Origin of the sequence: Pedobacter sp. Leaf250, from assembly GCF_920984735.1 — a bacterium.
Taxonomy (GTDB): domain Bacteria; phylum Bacteroidota; class Bacteroidia; order Sphingobacteriales; family Sphingobacteriaceae; genus Pedobacter.
The window spans coordinates 171975-195758 of record NZ_CAKLBU010000009.1 but is presented as its reverse complement, the minus strand read 5'-3'; the positions used below and the strand labels follow the sequence as shown (position 1 = coordinate 195758).

Genomic DNA, 23784 nt, shown 5'->3' with positions numbered 1-23784 from the left:
GAAGAATAATTTATCAATTCTTATTTTACTGCAGGCATTGCTGGAGCAGAAGGTGCAGGAGCTGTACCTTTTTTAATATCAGTGATCTCAATTTCGAAAACGATTGGGCTGTAAGGCATAATACCAACCTGAGGTGCACCTTGTTCGCCATAACCTAATTTCGAAGGAATGATAGCCATAATTTTACCGCCTTTTCCAATCAATTGAATAGCTTCAGTAAAACCCGGAATCGTGGATCCAATAGCCATTTTGGTTGGACCATACGGTCTGCCAGCCTGGAATTTTCCTTCTTCCTTAGCAGTTTTTTCATCGCTAGTATCGAAAATCGGATATTTACCTTTATCATTTTTCTTAGTCACTCTACCTGTGTAGTTTAAAGTAACTGTATCGCCTAAGGCAGCTCTCTCAGCATTACCTGGTGCTTTGATAATATATTGTAAACCACTTGCAGATGTTGTAGTTTTCAAATTGTTATCAGCGATGTAAGATTTTAATTTACCTTCTTCAGCGTTTTTCTTTTTATCTGCACTTGCTTTGAAATCAGCCTGGAAAAACTCACCTGCTCTTTTGTTAAAGGTAGAATCAGCTTCACCAGCTTTCTTAGCGAATACTTTTTCGATTTTTACTGTAAAAGTGATGTATTTATCGTTTTTGAATTGCTCTGGCTTAGGCTGTTTGCTGTAAAAAGCCATAGTATCTAAATTCACTTTAAAAGTTGCGCTATCACCTTCTCCAAACAATGTTAAAACATCGTTCATATCACCAGCATACATTTTTTTCTGCACTGGAAACACCTGAGGGTTTTCCATATCGTAAGTACTGCCTAAAACAGAATCTTTATCATTTTTCTGAATAAAATTCATTTTAACGATATCGCCTTCTTTAATTTTTTCTTTTCCTTCAGAATGGTGAATTGTGTATAATAAACCACCCGCTCCCTTTTTTTCTTTGTTACAAGCTGCTAAACCTAAAGTTGCCGCTAAAAGAACAATTATTCCTTTTTTCATTTTTATAATTAAACTTGTTTTTATTTGGTTTCTTGCTTTATGCAATTAATTGATTTTTATATTCTTCTAATATTGATTTAAATTCGTTTACCACCTCATTTAATGGTTTATCTGAAGCACCGCCAGCCGCATTTCTATGACCGCCGCCATTAAAGTATTTTTTACAAATTTCATTTGCAGGGAAATCTCCTGTGGATCTAACTGATAGTTTTACTTTATCGGTTCTTTCCACAATTAAGGCTGCCAAACGAACACCATTAATCGATAATGCATAATTAACAACACCTTCAGTATCTCCGGTTTCACTTTTAAAACGAGATAATTCTTCTTTGGTAACAGAAATAATTGCTGTATTATATTCTCTGATTACTTCCAATTTGTTGGATAAGCAATAACCTAGAAAACGTAAACGATCTTCGCTGGCATTATCATATACAGCCTGGTGGATTTTCCAATGTTCGGCACCAAGATCTATTAAATCTGCAGCTATGCGATAAACATTTGAAGTTGCAGATTCAAAACGGAAAGAACCTGAATCGGTCATGATTCCTGTATACAAACACGAAGCCACCTCTTTATTGATTCCTGCTTTATCCTCCAGCTGATTCACGATAAAATCGTAAACCAATTGTGCGGCAGCACAAGCATTGATATCCCAATGGCGATAATCGTCAAAATCTTCTGGCTCTAAATGATGATCAATCATCACTTTTTTAGCGCCAGCTGCACGTACCAGTTCACCAAGTTCGTTAATGCGGCTTAAAGTATTAAAGTCTAAACAGAAAATAATTGAAGCTTCATCTACCAGTTTTGCAGCTTTTTCCCGTTCTTCGGTAAAGATAACTACATCGCTATTGTATGGCATCCAATGCAAAAAATTTGGGTAATCAGTCGGAGTTACCACTTTAACATGATGACCTTTCTGTATCAGATATCCATATAAACCTAATGATGAGCCCATTGCATCGCCGTCTGGTTTATGATGCGTAGTGATCACAATTCGTTGTGGCGTAGCCAGTAGGGATTTTAATTCTGTTAGTGTAAACATATATTTTTTGCGCTGCAAAGCTAAGTAAAAATTAATATTATTGTCAGCTTATTTAACGTTATCCTTTTAATATTCATCAATTAAAACGTAGTTTTGCAGAAAATTTCATATCAATACAATGAGCACTAACAGAACTTTTACAATGATCAAGCCTGATGCAGTTGCAAATGGCCATATCGGATCGATCATAAACGACATTACCAATGCAGGTTTCAAAATCGTTGCATTAAAATATACGAAGTTAACTGATGAAACTGCTGGTCAGTTTTATGCGGTTCACGCAGAACGTCCTTTTTACAAAGACTTGGTGAGCTTTATGTCTTCAGGACCTATCGTTGCTGCCATTTTAGAAAAAGATAACGCAATCGAAGATTTTAGAAAATTAATCGGCGCTACTAACCCAGCTGAAGCTGCTGAAGGAACTATCCGTCAGAAATACGCTAAATCAATTGACGCAAATGCTGTTCACGGATCAGATTCTGACGAGAACGCAGAAATTGAAGGTAACTTTTTCTTCAAAGCAGACGAGCGTTTCTAGTTTTTAAAAATAAAATATTATATAAAACCTCGATTTTTCGGGGTTTTATTGTTTTATGATTTTTGTATCTTTCAGGCTTTAAAAATAATCTATCCAATTCTACGTTGGAAATAATTACAACATCACACACAATGAAGAAATTTTTATTAGCGGTATGCATTTCAGGCATCGCTGTTGCAGCAAATGCGCAAAACAAAACTGCTGCTAAAAAACCAGTTGCAAAAAAAATAGTTACCACTACTACTAAAACCACTGTGGTAAGTACTGGATTAAGATCTGGATTAGACTCTACCAGCTATGCTTTCGGAAGCTCGATTGGATCAAGTTTGAAATCCACAGGTTTATCTACCATAAATTATGATGTTTTGCTTAAAGGCCTTAAAGATGCTTTTACAGGTGGTAAAGTTATTTTAACACAAGAACAAGCACAGCAATGTATAAACGAAGCAATTACAAAAGCATCAACAACAAAAAACAAAGCTGAAAATGAAGCTAACAAAATTAAATTTGCACCCATGATAAAAGAAGGACAAGAATTTTTAGAACAAAACAAAAAACGTGCTGGCGTTCAAACAACTGCAAGCGGTTTACAATATGAGGTTTTAACTGCCGGAACTGGCGTAAAACCAATAGCAACCGATTCAGTTTTGGTTCACTACAAAGGAACTTTATTGAATGGAAAACAATTCGACAGCTCTTACGATAGAGGCGAACCAATCAGTTTCCCTTTAAACCGAGTTATTCCAGGTTGGACAGAAGGTGTACAGTTAATGCCTGCGGGATCGAAATATAAGTTCTTCATTCCGTATAACTTAGCTTACGGAGAACGTGGCGCAGGTGCTGATATTCCACCTTATAGCGCATTGATTTTCGAAGTTGAGTTGTTAAAAGTTAATGGCAAATAGTCTTAATTAAAACTTTCTTTACCGTTTGATGTTAGGATATACATAATTTAACATCATATGAAAAAGATATTACCTATAGCACTAATCGCATTTTTATGCACTACCTTAAGCAGTTGTGAACTTGTTGGAGGTATATTTAAAGCCGGCATTTGGTCTGGTATCATTATAGTTGTAGTAGTGGTTGCATTACTCATCTGGATTTTAGCCAAAATATTTGGTGGAGGAAGAAGTTAGTCTCCAAATTAAAGTATGGAGTCTTTATCTATTAAAATTCAAAAAAGGCTAGTAAAATAATTTTACTAGCCTTTTTTTTGAAAATATCTTTTAAAGAAATACCATTTCAGTTATTACCTCACTCCCGGCATGTTCATTTAACTTTTGAATAATGCCTTGCCTAACCATTACCAGTTCATTTTTGATAACTGAAGATTCGATTCTGATGAAGAGTTTTTTATCGTGGATGTAAATTTGAGTTGTTCTATTGGCAATGGCAGTACCCATAATTTCGGGCCAAACGGCTAAAATAGAAGTTTCATCAAATTTACGGCGCAAGCGATACACATCAAGCATTTTGCTCACGGCATCTTTCATGGTTATATCATTCGGTTTACGCATTTTTTATTTGTCCCTCTTCTACTTCAAACAAAGTTACATCAACTTGTATTTTTTCAAAAATCGATTTCACTCTTTCTTTACCCGTATCGGTAATAAATATTTGGCCAAAATCGTGATGGGAAACCATTTGCATCAACTTCTGAACACGGCTATCATCTAATTTATCGAAAATATCATCTAGCAGAAGTAAAGGTTTGAAGCCTTTATTTTTTGCGAGATAAGCGTATTGGGCAATCTTTAAAGCAATTAAAAAGGATTTCTGTTGACCTTGCGAGCCAAATTTCTTTAGTGGCATTCCACTAATTACAAAAGCCAATTCATCTTTATGAATCCCGGTTGTGGTGCGCTCCAATACCCGATCTTTTTCTACCGATTTTTTTAGAAGATCATCAAAAGCAGTATCATTTAATTGCGACTGATAATTTAACTCGACGGTTTCTTTGTTTTCGGTAAGGTAGGTATAATATTGGTTAAACAATGGAATAAATTCATCCATAAAGGCCTTACGGGTAGCAAATATTTTATTACCTGCAAAAACCAGTTGTTCATCAAGAATCTCCAATAAAGTTGGATCATATTTCCTGGTGATGGCAATTTGTTTAAGAAGCGCATTCCTGTTTAAAAGAATTCTATTGTAAGAAATCAGCTGATCAAGATAATGTGAGTCGGTTTGAGATATTACGTTATCTATAAACTTTCTTCGCTCCTCGCTCCCTTCCATAATCAGGTTAACATCATAAGGTGAAACCATCACCACAGGAAACAGTCCGATATGATCAGCAAGTTTATCGTATTCTTTTTTATTCCGCTTAAACTGCTTTTTCTGATTACGCTTAACCCCGCATGAAATTTTTTCGTTTTTGCTGCTTCGATCAAAGTCGCCCTGAATCATAAAGATTTCCTGACCTGTTTTGATCTGCTGCCCATCAATAGGATTGAAATAGCTTTTACACAAACATAAATAATGAATGGCATCGAGCATATTGGTTTTACCAGAGCCATTATCGCCTGTAAAAACGTTTACTGTATCCGAAAATTGGATATCTGCATCGTTATAGTTCTTAAAATTTAGAAGCGTAATATTCTTTAACCACATAAATATGGCGCAATTTACCGTTTTTTACCCTCTAAATAACTAATGTTTAATTAAATACTTCAAAATAAAGATTGATTCTTTGATTGAAAAATGTATTTTTGCAATCTTAAATTTTTTAAACAAACATGTCTACAACAGATAACCAGACAATTCAACCTACTAAAAAAGGTTCATTTTTACAGGAAAACACTAAGAGCTTATTATTTATAGCAGGTGCTGTAGTTTTATTAATCTTAGTATATCTTTGGTACCAAGGTGTGTATTTAAAAGACCGTGCTGAAGAAGCTGCGAGCAAAATGTTTAAAGCAGAACAGTTTATCGGTGTAGATTCTTTATCTAACAAAGCCATTAAAGGTGAAGGTGGATACCCAGGTTTAGAGCAAATTGCTAAAGAATATGATAATACAAAATCAGCAAACTTGGCAAACTTATATTTAGGTGGAATTTATTTACGCAAAGGCGATTATAAACAAGCAATTGAATCCTTAAGTAAATATAGTGCTACAGGTAGTCCGGTTGCTGATCCATTGGCTTTGGGTTTATTAGGTGATGCTTACAGCGAGCTAAAAGATTACAAACAAGCTACTACTTATTACAAGAAAGCTTCGGATAAAGCTAGCAAATTTACTTCTCCGATGTTTCTTAAAAAATTAGGTTTGGTTGCAGAAAACCAAAAAGATTTTAAAGGTGCTGTTGAGGCTTATACAAAAATCAAAACACAATATCCAGAGAGTGCTGAAGCACAAATGGTTGATGCATATATCGCAAGAGCGCAAGAACAAGTTAAATAATCATTAACTAAAATATATTGGAAAGATCATCGAAAGATGGTCTTTTTTTTTGCTCAAAAATTCCATCATTTTGAGAATGAATGTTATCTATTTCATTGAGATTGCTTTGTACCTCGCAACGACGGCGCAAACTTATTTGTTAAAGGCAGTCATGGTATGTGCGGGGCCAATCGTTACAAAACTTTTAATTAAGTCTACACTTTTATCAATCAAAGCAGGAAGTTCCAACTGTTCGTTTTTATCAAATAAACCTAAAACAAAATCTACCTGACGGCCTTTGGGATAATCGCTACCAATACCAAAACGTAAGCGGGCATAATTTTGTCCTCCGCAAACCTCTTCGATACTTTTTAAGCCATTGTGGCCAGCGCTAGAACCTTGAAGTTTTAAGCGCAATTTACCCAATGGAAGTGCAAGATCATCAACAACAACCAAAACATTTTCAGGAGCAATCTTTAACTCCTTCATCCAGTAATTTACAGCTTTCCCACTCAAATTCATGAAAGTTGTCGGTTTTATTACATGAAGTTTTTTGCCTTTAAAACCTACTTCAGCATAATAAGCCAGACGAATGTTATCAAAACTTCCATTTAAATCTTTAACCAGCTGATCGGCAATATCAAAACCTATGTTATGGCGTGTATGTGCATAATCTGGTCCGATATTCCCTAAGCCAACGATAAGATATTTCATGGCGCAAAGGTAAAAGCTTAAAGCGGAAAGACCAAAGATAAAAGTGGAAAGCTTAAAGTAGAAAGTTCAAAGATAAAAGTAGGAAGTCTAAAGCTGAAAGAAAAAATATTTCAGAAAATGCATCGTTCTGCCGTCATCCTGAATTCATTTCAGGATCTTAATCACTAAAACCCATTAAGGAAATGCAGATCTCGATAATTCGGAAAAGCAGAATGCTTTGATATTGGAAAATTATCCAAAAAAAACCTATACAAAAAAACGGCTCGAATAAATCCGAACCGTTTTCTGTAAAATCAAGAAAGCTTGATTATTTTTTACCTTTAGCAGCTTCAGTTTCTGCTTGTTTTAATGCTCTAGACATTGCAACAGAAACGATAGTATCTTCAGGAGTGTTAGTAATTACGAATCCGTCAACTTTAAGGTCGCGAACGCGGAATAAACTACCAACTTCTAATTTCTCTAAGCTTACTTCAACGTTTTGTGGCATGTTAGCTGGTAAAGCTTTAACGCGAAGTTTACGTAATTTCTGGATTAATTTACCCCCCATTTTAACACCTGGAGAAGTTCCTGTTAATTTAACTGGAATTTCCATTACGATTTCTTTCTCGTCAAACAACTGAAGAAAATCGATGTGCATTAATACGTCGGTAAGTGGATGATATTGAGTATCTTTAACGATAGCTTTAGTTTTAGCACCGTTTACATCAATTTCCACAAAATTTACTTCCGGGGTATAAATAACATCTCTTAAATCAGCAATAACTACAGCTAAGTGTTGTTGCTCTTTTCCACCATACAATACCGCCGGAACTTTACCTTCGTAACGAAGTTCCTTGGCATCGCGTTTCCCTACGTTCTCTCTTGGAGAACCGCTAATTGCGATTGTTTTCATTTTATTTATATTTATTTATTAGTAGTAAGTATTTAGTATCAAGTATTAAGACTTTTGACCTTAAACCTTTTACTTTCAACTTCTTAAACTCTTATTTTGTTGGAGCATGGCGTTTGGCGTTATAAAACGCTAATCGCAAAACGCTTATCGCTAAACCCTAAACAAGTCACTAATCGAACCATGTTCATTTACATTAGCAATTGCTCTTGCAAATAAACTTGCTGTACTTAGCACTCTAATTTTTTCACTCTCTACCCTTAACGGAATAGTATCTGTTACGATTAATTCAGTTAAAACAGAATTTTCAACCGTTTCTACAGCCTTACCAGATAATACAGCATGTGTACAAACTGCTCTTACACTGGCCGCTCCATTTTCCATAATCAAAGCTGCAGCTTTTGATAATGTTCCGGCGGTATCACAAATATCATCTATCAACACTACATCCTGCCCGGTTACATCACCAATTATCGACATTGATTCGATTTCATTGGCACGTTTACGGCGTTTATCGCAAATAATAACTTCTGCATTAAAAAATTTCGCAAAAGTACGAGCTCTATATGAACCACCCATATCTGGTGATGCAATAGTCAAATTCGGCAGATTCAAGCTTTTGATATAAGGAACAAAAATTACCGATCCATCTAAGTGATCTACCGGAATATCAAAAAAACCTTGTATCTGTGCTGCATGTAAATCCATCGTCATGATGCGGTGGATACCTGCAGACTTTAATAAATTAGCTACCAATTTAGCACCGATTGCTACACGGGGTTTATCTTTTCTATCTTGGCGGGCTAAACCATAATATGGAACAACTGCAGTAATATAATGTGCCGATGCTCTTTTAGCAGCATCAACCATTAGCAAAAGCTCCATTAAATTATCGCTAGGCTGATAAGTAGATTGGATTAAAAAAACATCGCAGCCGCGGATCGATTCATCAAAAGAAGGTTGAAACTCACCATCACTGAATTTGTGAATGGTTACATCACCAAGTGGTTTGCCGTAACTTTCAGCAATTTTTAGTGATAGTCCTCTAGAACCTGTTCCGGAAAATAACTTTACCGGGTTAAACTGCAATGGCATGATCCGTGTAGTTTACGGTTAAAAAAAATCGGATCATGTCATTTTACAAACACGATCCGACATTAAAATTTTCGTTGTCCGACCTGGATTCGAACCAAGACAAACGGTACCAAAAACCGTTGTACTACCCTTATACTATCGGACAATCTTTTCCGAGAACAAATCCTCGAAAGGGAATGCAAATGTAGGAAGCTTATTTTAATTATGCAAGAGCGATTTTAAAATATTTTTTAATTTCTTCCTGCCTTCCTTTATTGCATTGCAAAGATAAAAAAATCATCATATCGCATGCAACATTTTATTTTTTTCTACGACTTTTTTAAGTGAGCATCACTTAAACCATTTATTATCAAAGACTAAATTTTACTATGAATTATTCAAAAATCAACACCATTGCGGGTTGGCTCTGCTTTTGCATTGCTGCACTAACGTATGTTCTAACTTTAGATCAATCGGTAAGTTTTTGGGATTGCGGCGAATTTATCGCTTCGGCTTTCCGCATGCAAGTGGTTCATCAACCAGGCGCACCCATTGTTTCTATGGTTCAACGGTTATTTTCTACCCTTGCCCTGGGCGATAAAACTTTAGTTGCTTATTTTATGAACCTATCTTCTGCGTTGGCAAGTGCGGGTACCATTCTCTTTTTATTCTGGACAATTACTGCTTTGGCCAAGAAAACCACAGTCAAAAAAGGGGAAGAAATTAGTACATCAAAAACAATTAGCATCATCGGTGCAGGCTTAGTAGGCGCTTTAGCTTACGCCTTTTCAGATAGCTTTTGGTTTTCAGCGGTAGAGGCAGAAGTTTACGCAATGTCGTCGTTATGTACGGCAATTGTATTTTGGGGCATTTTAAAATGGGAATCGCAAGCTGATGAACCAAAAGCAGATAGGTGGTTACTTTTCGTGGCTTACATAATGGGGCTCTCTATAGGTGTCCATTTGTTAAATTTATTAGCTATACCAGCATTAATCTTTGTTTATTATTTTAAAAAGTATCCAAATCCAAACTGGAAAAGCATTCTTAAAGTTTTCTTAATATCGATTGTTGCACTGGCCATCGTTCAATTTGGCATTATCCAATACCTCATTTCTTTTGCAGCAAGTTTTGATTATTTCTTTGTTAACACACTTGGTTTGGGTTTTGGTTCTGGTATATTATTTTTCGCTGTTCTGGTTATCGGAGCCATACTTTATGGACTATTGTTTTCCATCAGGAAAAATAAAAAAGCATTAAATATGCTAATGCTATTTACTACGCTGCTCATTTTTGGATATAGCTCATTTGCCATTTTAATTATAAGAGCACATGCCAAACCTAATCTAAATAATACCAATCCTGAAAATGCTTTCAACTTTTTAAGTTATGTAAACCGATCTCAATACGGTGACCGCCCATTGCTTTATGGCGAAAATTACAATTCAGAAAAAATTGATGTTAAAGAAACCGGGCAGCTTTACAGAAAAGGAAAAGATAAATATGAATCTGCTGGAACAAAATCAGAATATATTTTTGCTGATAAAACACTGGCACCCAGAATGTACAGCGATAAAGCCGAACACATCAATTTCTATAAAAACTATATGGGTTTTGATGATGCACATAAACCAACTTTGAGCGATAATTTAAGTTACATGTTTTCGTTTCAAACCGGCCAAATGTACATGCGCTATTTTATGTGGAATTTTGTGGGCAGACAGGATAATGAGGATGGACAACTGGGCGGAAGAAATGGCGCCTGGCTAAGTGGGGTAAAACCAATTGATGCCATTAGATTAGGTAATCAAACCAATCTGCCTCCATCCATCACGGAGAATAAAGCTTACAACAGGTTTTTCTTTTTACCACTGATTATTGGCTTAATCGGCGCAATCTGGCATTTTAAGCGAAACCAAAAAGATGCAGGCATTATTGGGTTGCTATTTATTTTTACTGGTGTTGCCATTGTAATTTATTTAAATTCTGTTCCGATTGAACCTAGGGAGAGAGATTATGCTTATGTGGGCTCCTTTTATGCTTTCGCTATCTGGATTGGCTTGGGTGTATTTGGCCTGAAAGATTGGGTTTTTCAAAAACTATCACCAACTAAAGCCAGTATCTTCGCATCCTTAATTGCTATTGTATCTGTTCCGGCCTTAATGGCCTCGCAAGGTTGGGATGATCATGACCGTTCTGAAAGCCATGTTGCACATGATATGGCCGTTAACTATCTAAAATCTTGCGCACCTAATGCCATCCTGTTCACTTATGGCGATAATGATACATACCCAGTTTGGTATGCTCAGGAAGTTGAAAATATTCGTCCAGATGTACGTGTGGTAAACCTAAGTTTATTTACTGCCGATTGGTATATCGATGGTATGAAACGTAAACAAAATGAATCAGCACCTTTACCGTTAACCATGAAACCTGAACAATATGTTGCCGGAACGAGGGATGTAATGTACTATCAAGATTATAAGATTGCACAATCTGTTGAGTTGAAAGATATTTTGGATGTATTGTTATCTGATAATGACGAAGATAAAGCCACAATGAGTGATGGATCAAAGTATAACATTTTACCCACCAAAAACCTTAAACTAACAGTGAACCCGAAACAGGTTTTAGATACTGGAACGGTTCCGTTAGAAGATGCTGGCAAAATTGCTGGGGCAATGGAGTGGACTTACGCTGGCAACTATGTAAGCAAAGGCACTTTGGCTTTATTTGATATTCTAACCCATAACAATTGGGAACGACCGATTTATTTCACCAGCGCTATGCCTACCGATCAGTATATAGGTTTAGATAAATACCTTTACACGGAAGGGCTAAATAAGCGATTGCTTCCACTAAAGCCAGACAGCGTAGAAGCAGACAGGATTGAGTTAATTAATCCAAAACCTATGTTTAACAATTTGATGCGTGTTTATAGCTATGGCAACATAAAAAAAGCAAATCATCTCGACAGACAATCGGCTGATGATGTAACATATGTTTCGAATATGTTTAGCGGCCTATTAACCAAATTAATTGATGAAGGAAAAATTGGTCAGGGAAAAGAACTGGTTGATAAATATTTCCAGGTGATCCCAAATAAATTTTATACAGTACGCCAGGTGATGAGTACATTTTATGTTACGGAGAGCCTTTATCGTTTAAACGATTTGAACCGAGCTAATGCGATGATTAATAAGTCTGCAGACCATATAAATAAAGAATTAACATATTTAGCAGATGTGTCTGAAAGCAAAAACCAGCTAGCATCAGAGCAAAATGTTCGCATCTACCTCACCTATCTTGCCCAAATGGTTCGACTAACAGAAACATTTAAGCAAAAGGAATTAAGTAAAAAACTGGAAAACGAATACAATAACTTCATAACCAGATTTACACCATTTGCATCGAGTTAGTAGTTAAATCATTAAAAACTTAACCCATAAACAGATTTTATAATTCAGTTTATGGGTTTTTATATTTTCATTAAATTAAAAACGGATTAAAGAACGTGTTACAAATGGTAGCAAAGCCGTTAAAATTTGTTAAATCAATCTAAAAATTTACCTGTTTTATCGACTAGAATAGTTAATTTCGGCAGCATTTTTATGTGAAAACATTTTTTAATATCATTAAATAAACCAATGAATTATTCAAAAGTCAATAATATAGTAGGCTGGATCTGCTTTTTAATTGCCACAATAACTTACGTTTTAACCCTCGAGCCATCAGCAAGTTTTTGGGATTGCGGAGAATTTATCGCGTCAGCATTTAGAATGCAGGTAGTACACCAGCCAGGGGCACCATTGTTCTTGATGATCCAACGCTTCTTCTCGGTTTTCGCCGCAGGCGATTTAACCAGAATTGCATATTGGATGAATATTGGCTCTGCCATTTCGAGTGCAGCAACTATCTTATTTTTGTTTTGGACCATTACAGCCTTAGCCAAAAAAACAATTGTTAAAGCTGGCGAACAATTAACTACCGGCAACTTAATTAGTATAATGGGTGCGGGTGCAGTTGGTGCACTGGCTTATACTTTTTCTGATAGTTTCTGGTTTTCAGCAGTTGAGTCTGAAGTTTATGCACAATCATCTTTATTTACCGCTATTGTATTCTGGGCAATATTAAAATGGGAAGCACATGCAGATGAGCCAAAAGCCGACCGTTGGTTATTGTTTATTGCCTACATAATGGGTTTATCAATTGGTATTCACTTGCTAAACTTATTAACTATCCCTGCTTTAGCATTTATTTATTATTTCAAAAGAACAGATAAAGCTACCACTTCTGGTATTATTAAAACCTTAGTTATTGGTATCTTAATTTTAGCTGTTATCCAATACGGAATTATTCAATACCTGGTTTCATTTGGTGCATATTTCGATTTATTCTTTGTGAACACATTAGGTTTAGGCTTTGGAACAGGTGTATTGTTCTTTGCCATCTTAATAATAGCAGCATTGGTTTGGGGTATCCGTTACTCCATCAAACATCAAAAGAAATTACTTAACCTAGGTTTAATCTCTACTGTATTAATTATTTTTGGTTATGCTTCCTTCTCGATGATCATCATCAGGGCTAAAGCTGATCCGAATTTAAATAACAGTGCTCCAAAAGATGCATTTTCATTTTTAAGCTACTTAAACCGTGAGCAATATGGCGACAGACCTTTAGGTTATGGACCTAACTACAACTCGGAGCGCACAGGCATTAAGGAAGGCGGAAAAACCATCTGGAGAAAAGGCAACGATAAATACGAAAAAGCAGGTGTAAAAACAGAATATGAGTATAACAACAACACTTTATTGCCTCGTATGTATAGTGATGATGCGAGACATGCTGCTTTTTACAAAGAATGGATGCGTTTGGATGATGCTAAAGTTCCAAACTTGGTAGATAACGTTGGTTTCTTGTTTAGTTACCAGATTGGCTACATGTACATGCGTTACTTTATGTGGAATTTTGCTGGTCGCCAAAATGATGAGCAAGGACAAGGAAGTGGCCATGAAGGCACATGGATTAGTGGCATTAAACCAATTGATGCACTTTTAAGAGGTGATCAAACGAACTTACCACCATCAACTGTAGATAATAATGCTTACAACCGATTCTTCTTTTTGCCATTAATAATGGGAATCATAGGTGCTTTATGGCATTTCAAACGCAATCAAAAAGATGCTGGCGTAGTTGCTTTATTATTCTTCTTTACAGGTATCGCGATTGTTTTGTATTTAAATCAAAAACCACTTGAACCACGTGAACGTGATTATGCGTATGTAGGATCATTTTATGCTTTTGCCATCTGGATTGGTCTCGGGGCATTGGCCATAAAAGAATGGTTATTTAAAAAGCTTTCGCCTACCAAAGGCGCTGTTGCTGCAACGGCTATCGGTTTATTGGCGGCACCAGTAATTATGGCGCAACAAGGATGGGATGATCATGATCGTTCTACGAAAATGGTTCCACATGATATAGCTTTAGATTATTTGCAATCCTGTGCGCCAAACGCAATTTTATTCACTTATGGGGATAATGATACTTACCCATTGTGGTATATTCAGGAAGTAGAAAATGTTCGGCCGGATATCCGCATTGTAAACCTAAGTTTGTTTGATACAGATTGGTACATCAATGGGGCTAAAAAGAAACAAAACGAATCAGAACCACTACCTATATCGATGAAACCAGAACAGTATGTTCAGGGTGAACGTGATGTAATGCCATATGATGATTATAAAATTGCTGGTGCGGTAGAGCTTAAAAACATTGTCGATCTTTTGTTGTCCAATGATGATAACGATAAAGTAGCTATGCAAGATGGTACGAAATCGAATTTCTTACCAACCAAAAACTTTAAAATCACCATCAATCCTCAACAGGTATTGAGCACCGGAACCGTTAGCGCTGCTGATGCGTCGAAAATCGTTCCTGAAATGACCTGGACATTTAACAAAGGATATGTAACTAAAGGAACTTTAGCGATGTTGGATATTCTTGCTCATAACGATTGGAAACGCCCTATTTATTTTGCTTCAACAGTTCCTTCTGAACAATATAATGGTTTGGATAAATATCTGTACAGTGAAGGTTTAGCTTTACGCTTAATGCCGTTAAAACCAGATACCACAACATCTGAAGAAAGATCAGAACAACTAAATACCCCAGTTTTGTACAATAATGTAATGACCAAATTTAAATGGGGTAACATGAAAAATGCTACCTATTTAGATCCACAATCATCAGATGATACTTTTATTTTCACTAATATTTTCAGCAACCTAACAGGAAGTTTAATTAAAGATGGTAAAACTGCTGAAGCCAAAAAAGTGGTTGAGAAGTATTACGAAGTAATGCCTCAAAAATTCTATGGCATTCGTACCGTGGTTGTTAAATTCTACATGGCAGAAAACTTGTATAAACTGGGTGAAACGGCTAGAGCTAATGAAATTTTAACGCAATCTGGAGATTACGTTAATAAAGAATTAACTTATCTGGCTGATCTTTCTGCATCGAAAGGTTTAACAGGATCGCAAAATGTTCAAACAGGCTTATACTATTTAGATCGAATGATCAGAACCGCAAAAGCCAATGGACAGGATAAAGTTGGCACCCAGTTGGAGAAAATTTTCACTGGTTTGGAAGCCAGATTCTCTCCGTATTATGCACAACAAACGCCACAATAGTTAGGCGCAATTAAAATCATAAATCAAGCAGCTGCATTAATTTGTAGCTGCTTTTTTTTTAGATTAACTTACGAAGTCTTATGAGCAAAAGCGTGGAAAGACTTCGTAAGTTTTTAATGAGCGTTTTTTCTAAAATCATGAAATTTGCAAACACATGAGCTGACCTAAACTTCTTGTGTTGATGGATGCTACCTTGCAAAATTTAGAAGGCATAAGCTAGGAAGAACTTCATAAGTTAACCTAAAATCAATTAAGACTTACGAAGTTCTGCGACGCATAACCCAACTAAACTTCGTAAGTCAAAAAACAAAAAATCCCGTTCAGCGAAGCCGAACGGGATTTAAAATTTATTTATTAATGATTTATTCGTTCACTACACCCATCTCACAGAATTTTTCAATTCTTTGCTCAATCATCTTATCAGTTTTTAGCTTACCTAAGGCGGCTAAATCTTTCACAATATAATCTTTCAAGGTTTTTCCCATTAATTCTGGATCCTGATGTGCGCCACCCAGCGGCTCTGGAATAATTCCATCAATCAGCTTGTTGCCAAACATATCGTCAGAAGTTAATTTTAAACATTCAGCAGCCTTTTCTTTAAAATCCCAGCTTCTCCATAAAATAGAAGAGCAAGATTCGGGAGAAATGACCGAATACCAGGTATGTTCCAGCATATAAACTTTATCGCCAATACCAATACCCAATGCACCGCCTGAAGCACCTTCGCCCACAACGATACAAATAATTGGCACTCGAAGAACCGACATTTCCAACAAATTACGGGCAATTGCTTCGCCTTGTCCACGCTCTTCTGCTTCCAAACCTGGGTAAGCACCCATGGTATCGATAAAAGAAACTACTGGCTTATTAAATTTTTCAGCCAAACGCATTAAACGCAAAGCTTTACGGTAACCTTCCGGGTTAGCCATACCAAAATTACGGAACTGACGCTCTTTGGTATTCTTACCTTTTTGGTGACCGATAACCATCACTGTTTGGCCATTTATTGTAGCAAAACCACCAATAATCGCCTTATCATCTTTAACGGTTCTATCGCCATGTAACTCAATAAAATCATCACAAATCATACTGATGTAATCAAGCGTTTGCGGACGATCAGGGTGGCGGCTCATCTGAACCTTGTTCCAACCTGTTAAATTTTTATATAAGTTGTTGGTGGTTTCTTCTAATTTGCCATCAAGCTCGTCTAAAGTGGCAGACATATCTACCTTGGTTTTGTCGGCAACTTGTTTAACCTTTTCTATCTGCTGAACTAAATCGGCAATAGGTTTCTCAAAATCGAATGAAGTTTTTATTTGCTGCATAATTGAACCACAAAAATAAGTAATTATTTTTAGTTTGCAGGCTTGTTATCATAAATGCTTTTTTCCAAAGGGATTTGGGAAAGCAATACCAGCACATTTCGGTCTGATTAGTCCCGCCCCTATTTCTGCCCCGATGAAGAATCTGGGGCATCCACTAAGGTCGGGTTTAGATCACACAAACCTTTACTGCTATCTCGGTATACAGCGATAAGCAGAAGTAATTTAGCCCTGATTGTAATGGAAATACTTTTTGTTGCAGCATTTCGACAAGCTCAGTGTAACAACCACAAAAAGATTGTAACGCAAAGCAGGACGAACGTAAATAGTTGAACTGCACTTGCGCTACAAATTATTTTTAAAATATTTTCCCGCAGATTTACGCAGATAAAAAACGCAGATTTAAACTGATTTAATTTTAACCTCAATCATCCTAAAATCCTCGAATCCTCAAAAATCCTGGTTAAAATTTTGCCGCCTCGCCTGCCTTTGGCAAAGCCTTTTTAATAAACTCGCGAATGTGATTATTAGAATTTTTTAAATCCTCTTTACGCAGATACATCATGTGTCCGCTGCGGTAACCTTCCCAGCTCATGCGATCTTGAAATTTACCCGCAGCATCCAACTGCCACATGCTATATTTCGCGTTGAAATAATCGCATGCGCCATCGTAATAACCAGACTGTACAAGCAAATGTAAATAAGGGTTTTGCGCCATCGCCTGGCGAAGGTTATCGCCGGTTTGGTCGCCACTCCGATCCCAAGGATATACAGAACCAAACATGTTGTATTTCAAATCGGTTTTGTAATTAAGTTCGTTGCGAATGTACATGTTGATGGCCGGAGTAAAGGAATGCAGCCATGAAGTTAATTCGGCATTATAATCTGGTCCATCGCCAGCAGCCATTTTATCAATTCCGCGGTAGCGAGAATCTAATCTTCCCACAGTAAAACCTTTGTCTCTCATCAATTCTTTCCAAAAGAAATTGGTGGGTACGTTCAGGTTATAATCTACAATTGTTTTTTCTGATAAGCCAGAATATCGAGCCATTTTGGTAGCGATGGCTTTCTTTTTATCAGCACTTAACATACTTCCCTGAGAAATTGCAGGAATTAATTCGTTAATGGTAAAAGTTTCTACTTCTGGCAACATGGCCGTTAAATCTTTTGATTGCAAATCTTGTGGCAATAATTTATGGTACCAGGCAGTTGCGGCAAAATAAGGTAAACGAAGGGCAGCCTCTACCGGACCACCACGCTCAATACCTAATTCTGTCGGAGAAACTAAAACTACGCCGTTTAAATACATCCACTGATTATTTTGTAGCTCTAAAGCCAAACCTGAAACACGGGTGGTTCCATAACTCTCGCCAATCAAAAATTTAGGTGATGCCCAGCGATTATTCCGGGTAACGAAAGTATTAATCCACTCGGCTAAATATTTAATATCAGCCCGAACGCCGAAGAACTTATTGGTTGGAATATCTTTACTTACGGCACGAGAGTAACCCGTATTAACCGGATCGATGTAAACGATATCTGCTACATCTAAAATAGAATATGGATTCTCTTTATAACCATAAGGCTGAACCGGATAACCTTCATCATCAATATTCAACACCACCGGGCCGGTATAAGCAATATGCATCCAAACTGACGCAGAGCCCGGACCACCGTTAAAAGAGATAACCAAAGGTCTTTTATCGCGATTTGAAATATCGCTTCTTTCATAATAAGTATAAAACAATCCAGCAATTGCTTTGCCGTCTTCATCCCAAACGGGAAGTGTACCTGTTGTGGCTTTATAAGGGATGGTTTTGCCTTCAACATTTACAGAGTGGTTGGTAATCACCGAACTTTCTACTTTTATAGCACGTTCACTTCCTGTAGATTTTGGTTCTTCTTTTACCGCAACCTGGGTTGAAGTAACTGTTTCTTTTGTTGGGTTTCTTTTGGGTGTTTGCTGTGCCTGCGTAAAAAAACCTGTGATAAGGAATGCGCCGAGTATCAGTTTGGATTTCATTTAGTTGAGTTTGGTGCTTAAATATCCAACTAATGTAGGTTTAATCAAAACTCGCATTAGAAATGTTACGCACAAAAAACCCAGCGTTGAATAATCAGCGCTGGGTTTATCAATGGCATTTAGATTTTATTTATCCCACCAAACTTTTCCCACAAGCTTATCGCCACCTGGAACCGCAGCTGATGCTGCCTTATAGTTTGCTGAGTTTGAAACCCCTTCAATTAGTGGATAAGGGAAACGGCGAGGAATTGATCCGCCGGTATTTGTATTTGGATAAACAATTGGCACCAAAGCTGGCAAACCTGTTCTTCTCCAATTCGACCATGTTTCATAAAAATCAAGCATGGTAATGGTATGTGCCCAATATTGAGTGGAAATCATTTCCAATCCATTTGCTGCAACATATGGATGAGCAGTCAAATAAGTTGCAGCATCGCCGGCATTTACAGCCATACTGGCATCAAACTGCGAAAGATAAGTCATTGCTGAAGTTACGCCTGCGTTGTAATGCGTTGCAGCCGAACCTCCAATGTTGAAACGTTGTGCAGCTTCTGCCCATAACAGTTCCGTTTCGGCATAAGTTAGGATAATGGTATTTCCGTCTCTCTTTAACATTCCAGGATTTGGTGATGAATAGTCGGTAAAATCAGTATAAGAAGCATCCTGACGAACATCTCTTCCGGCAATACCGCTTAAATCTTTCCCATTTGGCATGCCTTTCTGAACTGAAGCTGTAGTAATAAATGCCGGATTTTGGGCTTTAGTAACATCGGTTAAATACAGCTTTGTAACCGCAACCTTGCTCAAACGCGGATCATTATTGGTTTTCAGGTAATTGATAAAAGTACTGCTCCATCTGGTGTAATAATTCTCCTGACCGCCATCGCCTAATAAAACCTGTGCAGCTCTGTTTTGAGTTACTCTTCCACCGTTTGCATCATGTTTGAACAAAGCATTATCTGCATCGCCAGTCATGGTTTTGCCAACGGCTTTGGTGATATAAGTTTGCGCTAAAGTGGCATCAGCTTTTGTCAATCTCATCGCCATGCGCAACATTAAACTTGCCGCAAAACGCTTCCATTTGTTTACATCGCCAGCATAAACCAAATCTCCTGTAGCTACGTCGCCACCAGCAGTTAGTGCCGTACCCGCTTCATCTACCTCTTTTAAAAGATCAGCATAAATGGCCTGTTGCGCATCATATTTTGGATATAGATTTCCGGTGTAATAACCTTTTCCGGCATCAAAATATGGGATATCGCCGTATAAATCCGTCAATCGCTGGAAAATCAAAGCTTTCCAAATTCTGCCAATTTGATGCACATTATTATACTGTGCTTTTCCCTTTGTAAATTCAACTAAATCGGCCGCATATTTAACCTGATCTGGATAAGCTTTTTCCCAGTATGCTGCAGTATATCCTTCGTTTAACATGTATTTATCTCCAGCCCAATAACCAATTACTGATGACATGCCCTGCATCATGGTAGAAGCGTAAATCAAATTGCCTCGCCAGGTTTCGTAAGCGAAATCGACACTGCCAGTGTAATTTAATTGTGCTGTTGATAATAAATAGTTTGGATTATATTGTTCCTGATTAACCGATAAAGGATCGGTATTTATTTTTTCGAAGTTTTTGGTACAACCTGATATTAGTGCTAAGCCTGATAATAAAAGTGGTACGTATAATTTTATGATCGTTTTCATTTTCAATTTTATTAAAGGATTATAACTTAACACTTAAATTTAAACCATAGGTACGCACCGGCGGAACACCACCCAATTCCATACCTGGAATAGTGGCATTGTAACTCGATTCAGGATCAATATTATCCGTTTTCTTCATCAGGATAAATAAGTTACGTCCTACAAAACTTACATTTAAACCTTTAATCTTGTTATTAAACATTTTAGCCGGAAAATTATATCCTAAAATTACCTGGCGGAATTTGATGAAGCTTGCATCCTGTACGAATTGTTTTGAAACGTTGTTTGCATAGGTGCTATAATAATTTGCTGCACCAACGCCCAGTTGATCACGATTCTCGAGCGTAGCCTGATGTAAGCCAAAAACGTAACCATAATAATCAGTAGCAGAGAAAATTTTACCTCCCCATTTACCATCTATTAAAAATGATAGATTTACCCCTTTGTAATTAAATTCGTTATTCCAACCTGCAGTCCATTTGTGGTAAGCTGAACCGTAATCTTTCAAGTCTCCACGTTGTGGAACACCGTTGGTATCTCTAACAATGTTTCCGTTGGCATCATACAAGAAATCATAAGCCATAATTTGTGCAATGGGTTTTCCCTCTAGATTTTGAAGAAATCCGACATTACTTCTTGAAGTTGCCAAAGGCTGTGATGCCGTTCCTGGCGCTAAAGTGAGCACCATGTTATCATTACGAGATCCATTGATGCTTGAAGTCCAGCTGAAATCCTGATTTTTAAGAATTACACCTGAAATCAATCCTTCAAAACCACGATTCCTCAACTTTCCAATATTCAATACCGCTCCGTTGTAACCTGTGGTGGTAGAGGTTGGCACATCAATAATTTCATCTTTCGATTTTTTATTGTACCAGGTAAAATCAACATTCAATCGATCACCAAAAAATCTTAATTCTGTACCAATCTCCAATTCAGTTGCACTCGAGGCGAATAACGAAGCATTGGGAATTGCACCATTTACAATATTTCCTAATGGATTATTATTGATTGATTCGCTACGTAGGTTATAATACAATTGTGTTTGGAAAGGATTTGTAGCCTGACCAACCATAGCGTAACCTGCTCTTAATTTACCAAAACTAAGATAAGATGGTTTCCACAATTCAGAAAAAACAAATGATCCACTAACAGCCGGATATACTGAATTAAGTTTATTATCTCTTCCGGGAGTAGCTAATGTAGAGAACCAATCGCTGCGGGCGCTTCCGGTTAAATATAAAATATCTTTATAGGTAACTTCTAATGTACCATAGATAGATTGCGTTTCCTGATCTTGTTTATATGCGGAAACCGATTTTCCACCAGTATTTGCAAGTGTATAAATTCCAAATAACTGGAAAGATGCACCACCATTTGTTATGCCTTCACTTTGGGTTCTGCGGTAACTGGCCCCAATGTTTGGCGTAATGGATATATCATTAATTTTAAATGATTTACCAATTAAACCATCCACATTAATATCAGAAAATTTGCTGTTTTGTTCGGTGTATCCACCATCAGCATCGTATGCAGTGCCTGATGGGGTAACAGCAATATAGTTATCATTATATGAATCTCTTCCTGCTCTTGCCTGTAAAAACAACCCGTTATCAAAAGTATATTTCGCACTTGCCGAGCTTAATAAACGCTCTCTCTTGGTATTGTGCATAAATTCGTAAGCTGCAAACCAAGGATTGGTAGCATAAGGATTGCCAGTATTATATGAAAGTTCATTTCCATCTGGCTTTTTGCCCGGCTGCAATGTTGCGATGTTAATGCTGGTTGGCAAAAAAGCTGCATTATAATTTGCATTACCTGCTCCATCAGATAACATCGGGCGATTTTTGGCTTGCTCTAAAATATAATTGACACGAGCATCAATCACAAGATTTTTAATCGGATCGAAAGTACTTGATAAAGTGAAATTTTGTCTGTTTAATCCCGAATTTGGCACTACCGAACGGTTGGTTAAATCACTTGCTGAAAGACGAATTACACCTCCAGTAAACGACTTATTTAATGCTAAAGTGTTGGTCCAGCTGCCGCCGGTTCTGTAAAAATCTTCTATATTATCCTTTTGGGCTGAATAAGGTCGGCTAACTCCGTCAAACTGAATTACGTTTGATCCATCTAAAGGTGCTCCCCAGCTCGAGCTTCCTGTAGAGGCTGCAGCCAATTGTGTAGTTGGCTTTTGCCCGTTTACACCTTGACCGTAAACATATTGCCAGTTGGTCCTGTCCATTACCTGTTCAGCAACATAATTACTGCTAAATTCAATGCTGTTTCCTTTACCACTTTTCGTTGTAATTAAAATAACACCTGCTTTTGCCCGATTGCCATAAAGTGCAGATGCTGCAGCGCCTTTCAAAACAGAAATACTTTCAATATCATCAGGATTGATGTTACTGATCGCATCGCCTAAATCTGGTGCATTATCGTACTGACCGCCATTGTTCCCAATACCGATAGTGCTTTTATAACCTACCGGAGCGTTTTCCATTGGGATACCATTTACCACATAAAGCGGCTGACTCGATGGACCCATGCTTGATACCCCACGAATGGTAACGTTAGTAGCGGCACCTGCTCCGCCTGAAGTTCCGGCGATGTCTAAACCTGCAACTTTACCAACCAAAGAATTGGTGATGTTATTTTCACGGGCCTGGGTTAAAGTTTCACCGCCAATTTGTGTAACCGAATAGCCAAGCGCTCTTCTTTCCTTTTTTATGCCTAGTGCAGTTACTACTACATCGGTAAGTTGCTTGGTATCTTCCACGAGCACCACATCAATAGAAGTTTGACTCCCAATTGAGATTTCTTTGGTTTGAAAACCAGCGTAAGAAACTACTAAAACAGCATTTTCTGGTGCATTTAATGAAAACTTTCCGTTAATATCAGTTGATGTACCAATACCCGTTCCTTTTACGCGAACACTTGCTCCTGGAAGCGCTCCGCCTAAGGCATCTTTAATTGTACCTGTAATCGGCACTTCTTTATTTCTGCTTATAACGATTAGCCCTCCCTCCGATACAGAATATTTCAGGTTGGTTCTGTTTAAAATCGCGGCTAAAACATCAGTAACCAGTGTATTGGTAACTGTTATGCTTACATCTTTATTTACCGGAACATAAGAAGAGCTGTACACGAAGTGGTAGCTACTCTGCTGCTCAATAATTTGTAAAACCTTGCCCAACTTCGTTTTTTTTACATCGAGGGAAATTTTTTCCTGTGAAAAAACCGATGCAGAAACATTTAAGCAAGTAATGAAAACCATAATACAGGTCAATTTCATTAGCATAATGAATTTTAAAAGCCTCCGGTATTTCGGATGCCCTTGCAGTAAGTAATAATTAATCATATTTTTGTTTTTTTTGGTTGCATAAAGTT

The 23784-nt window shown here is 37.2% G+C and carries 17 protein-coding genes; 6 read left to right on the top strand and 11 right to left on the bottom strand.

Translation table 11 applies throughout. The annotated features are described in order from the left end of the window. Nucleotides 1–20 precede the first annotated feature (20 nt). Both LUA91_RS10435 and LUA91_RS10430 read right to left on the bottom strand, forming a co-directional pair. Nucleotides 21–1007, bottom strand: coding sequence for an FKBP-type peptidyl-prolyl cis-trans isomerase (locus LUA91_RS10435; protein WP_231425985.1), 987 nt, complete (start codon nucleotides 1005–1007; stop codon nucleotides 21–23). 37 nt (nucleotides 1008–1044) lie between these two features. After that, nucleotides 1045–2055: a bifunctional oligoribonuclease/PAP phosphatase NrnA gene (locus LUA91_RS10430; RefSeq protein ID WP_231425984.1), complete on the bottom strand. Its 1011-nt coding sequence runs from the start codon at nucleotides 2053–2055 to the stop codon at nucleotides 1045–1047. Between the two features lie 118 nt (nucleotides 2056–2173). On the opposite strand from LUA91_RS10430, the gene LUA91_RS10425 reads away from it, so the two are divergent. From LUA91_RS10425 to LUA91_RS10415, 3 genes are all read left to right on the top strand, one after another. Beyond that, a complete protein-coding gene (locus LUA91_RS10425) occupies nucleotides 2174–2593 on the top strand; it encodes a nucleoside-diphosphate kinase (RefSeq protein WP_010601951.1) in 420 nt (139 codons plus the stop codon). A gap of 131 nt (nucleotides 2594–2724) precedes the next feature. Beyond that, nucleotides 2725–3498 (top strand): FKBP-type peptidyl-prolyl cis-trans isomerase, encoded by a 774-nt coding sequence (locus tag LUA91_RS10420; protein WP_231425983.1) that lies wholly within the window; start codon nucleotides 2725–2727, stop codon nucleotides 3496–3498. Between the two features lie 57 nt (nucleotides 3499–3555). Beyond that, nucleotides 3556–3732: a hypothetical protein gene (locus LUA91_RS10415; protein ID WP_010601953.1), complete on the top strand. Its 177-nt coding sequence runs from the start codon at nucleotides 3556–3558 to the stop codon at nucleotides 3730–3732. 90 nt (nucleotides 3733–3822) lie between these two features. Here the strand turns inward: LUA91_RS10415 and LUA91_RS10410 are convergent, their stop codons facing one another. Both LUA91_RS10410 and LUA91_RS10405 read right to left on the bottom strand, forming a co-directional pair. Continuing rightward, entirely contained in the window at nucleotides 3823–4113 is a 291-nt protein-coding gene (locus LUA91_RS10410; RefSeq protein ID WP_231425982.1) for a DUF721 domain-containing protein, read from the bottom strand. Further along, nucleotides 4106–5209, bottom strand: coding sequence for a DNA replication/repair protein RecF (locus tag LUA91_RS10405; protein ID WP_231425981.1), 1104 nt, complete (start codon nucleotides 5207–5209; stop codon nucleotides 4106–4108). The genes LUA91_RS10410 and LUA91_RS10405 overlap by 8 nt, the downstream gene beginning before the upstream one ends. Nucleotides 5210–5334: 125 nt before the next feature. Here LUA91_RS10405 and LUA91_RS10400 point away from each other — a divergent pair, with 125 nt between their 5' ends. Further along, complete coding sequence (locus tag LUA91_RS10400) at nucleotides 5335–6000, top strand: tetratricopeptide repeat protein (RefSeq protein WP_231425980.1); 666 nt, start codon at nucleotides 5335–5337, stop codon at nucleotides 5998–6000. A 132-nt stretch (nucleotides 6001–6132) separates the two neighbouring features. Here the strand turns inward: LUA91_RS10400 and pth are convergent, their stop codons facing one another. The 3 genes from pth to LUA91_RS10385 all read right to left on the bottom strand — a co-directional run bounded on the left by pth (nucleotide 6133) and on the right by LUA91_RS10385 (nucleotide 8677). Continuing rightward, nucleotides 6133–6693 carry an aminoacyl-tRNA hydrolase gene (gene pth / locus LUA91_RS10395; protein ID WP_231425979.1) on the bottom strand — a complete coding sequence of 187 codons (561 nt, stop codon included), beginning with the start codon at nucleotides 6691–6693 and terminating at the stop codon, nucleotides 6133–6135. A 307-nt stretch (nucleotides 6694–7000) separates the two neighbouring features. Continuing rightward, on the bottom strand, nucleotides 7001–7585 hold the full coding sequence (locus LUA91_RS10390) for a 50S ribosomal protein L25/general stress protein Ctc (RefSeq protein WP_010601959.1): 585 nt from the start codon (nucleotides 7583–7585) through the stop codon (nucleotides 7001–7003). 150 nt (nucleotides 7586–7735) lie between these two features. Then, nucleotides 7736–8677: a ribose-phosphate pyrophosphokinase gene (locus LUA91_RS10385; RefSeq protein WP_010601960.1), complete on the bottom strand. Its 942-nt coding sequence runs from the start codon at nucleotides 8675–8677 to the stop codon at nucleotides 7736–7738. Between the two features lie 368 nt (nucleotides 8678–9045). Between LUA91_RS10385 and LUA91_RS10380 the strand changes: the two genes are divergently transcribed. Both LUA91_RS10380 and LUA91_RS10375 read left to right on the top strand, forming a co-directional pair. Further along, nucleotides 9046–12072 carry a DUF2723 domain-containing protein gene (locus LUA91_RS10380; RefSeq protein ID WP_231425978.1) on the top strand — a complete coding sequence of 1009 codons (3027 nt, stop codon included), beginning with the start codon at nucleotides 9046–9048 and terminating at the stop codon, nucleotides 12070–12072. 228 nt (nucleotides 12073–12300) lie between these two features. Further along, nucleotides 12301–15342: a DUF2723 domain-containing protein gene (locus tag LUA91_RS10375; protein ID WP_231425977.1), complete on the top strand. Its 3042-nt coding sequence runs from the start codon at nucleotides 12301–12303 to the stop codon at nucleotides 15340–15342. Nucleotides 15343–15704: 362 nt separating this feature from the next. Here the strand turns inward: LUA91_RS10375 and LUA91_RS10370 are convergent, their stop codons facing one another. The 4 genes from LUA91_RS10370 to LUA91_RS10355 form a co-directional block, all read right to left on the bottom strand. Then, nucleotides 15705–16667, bottom strand: a complete 963-nt coding sequence (locus LUA91_RS10370) for an acetyl-CoA carboxylase carboxyltransferase subunit alpha (protein ID WP_231425976.1) — start codon at nucleotides 16665–16667, stop codon at nucleotides 15705–15707. Between the two features lie 460 nt (nucleotides 16668–17127). Then, entirely contained in the window at nucleotides 17128–18687 is a 1560-nt protein-coding gene (locus LUA91_RS10365) for a S10 family peptidase (protein WP_231425975.1), read from the bottom strand. Between the two features lie 126 nt (nucleotides 18688–18813). Beyond that, the gene (locus LUA91_RS10360) at nucleotides 18814–20394 is read right to left on the bottom strand and encodes a SusD/RagB family nutrient-binding outer membrane lipoprotein (RefSeq protein WP_231425974.1); all 1581 of its coding nucleotides are present in this window, start codon (nucleotides 20392–20394) and stop codon (nucleotides 18814–18816) included. Nucleotides 20395–20413: 19 nt separating this feature from the next. Next, a complete protein-coding gene (locus LUA91_RS10355) occupies nucleotides 20414–23689 on the bottom strand; it encodes a SusC/RagA family TonB-linked outer membrane protein (RefSeq protein WP_231425973.1) in 3276 nt (1091 codons plus the stop codon). Nucleotides 23690–23784 lie beyond the last annotated feature (95 nt).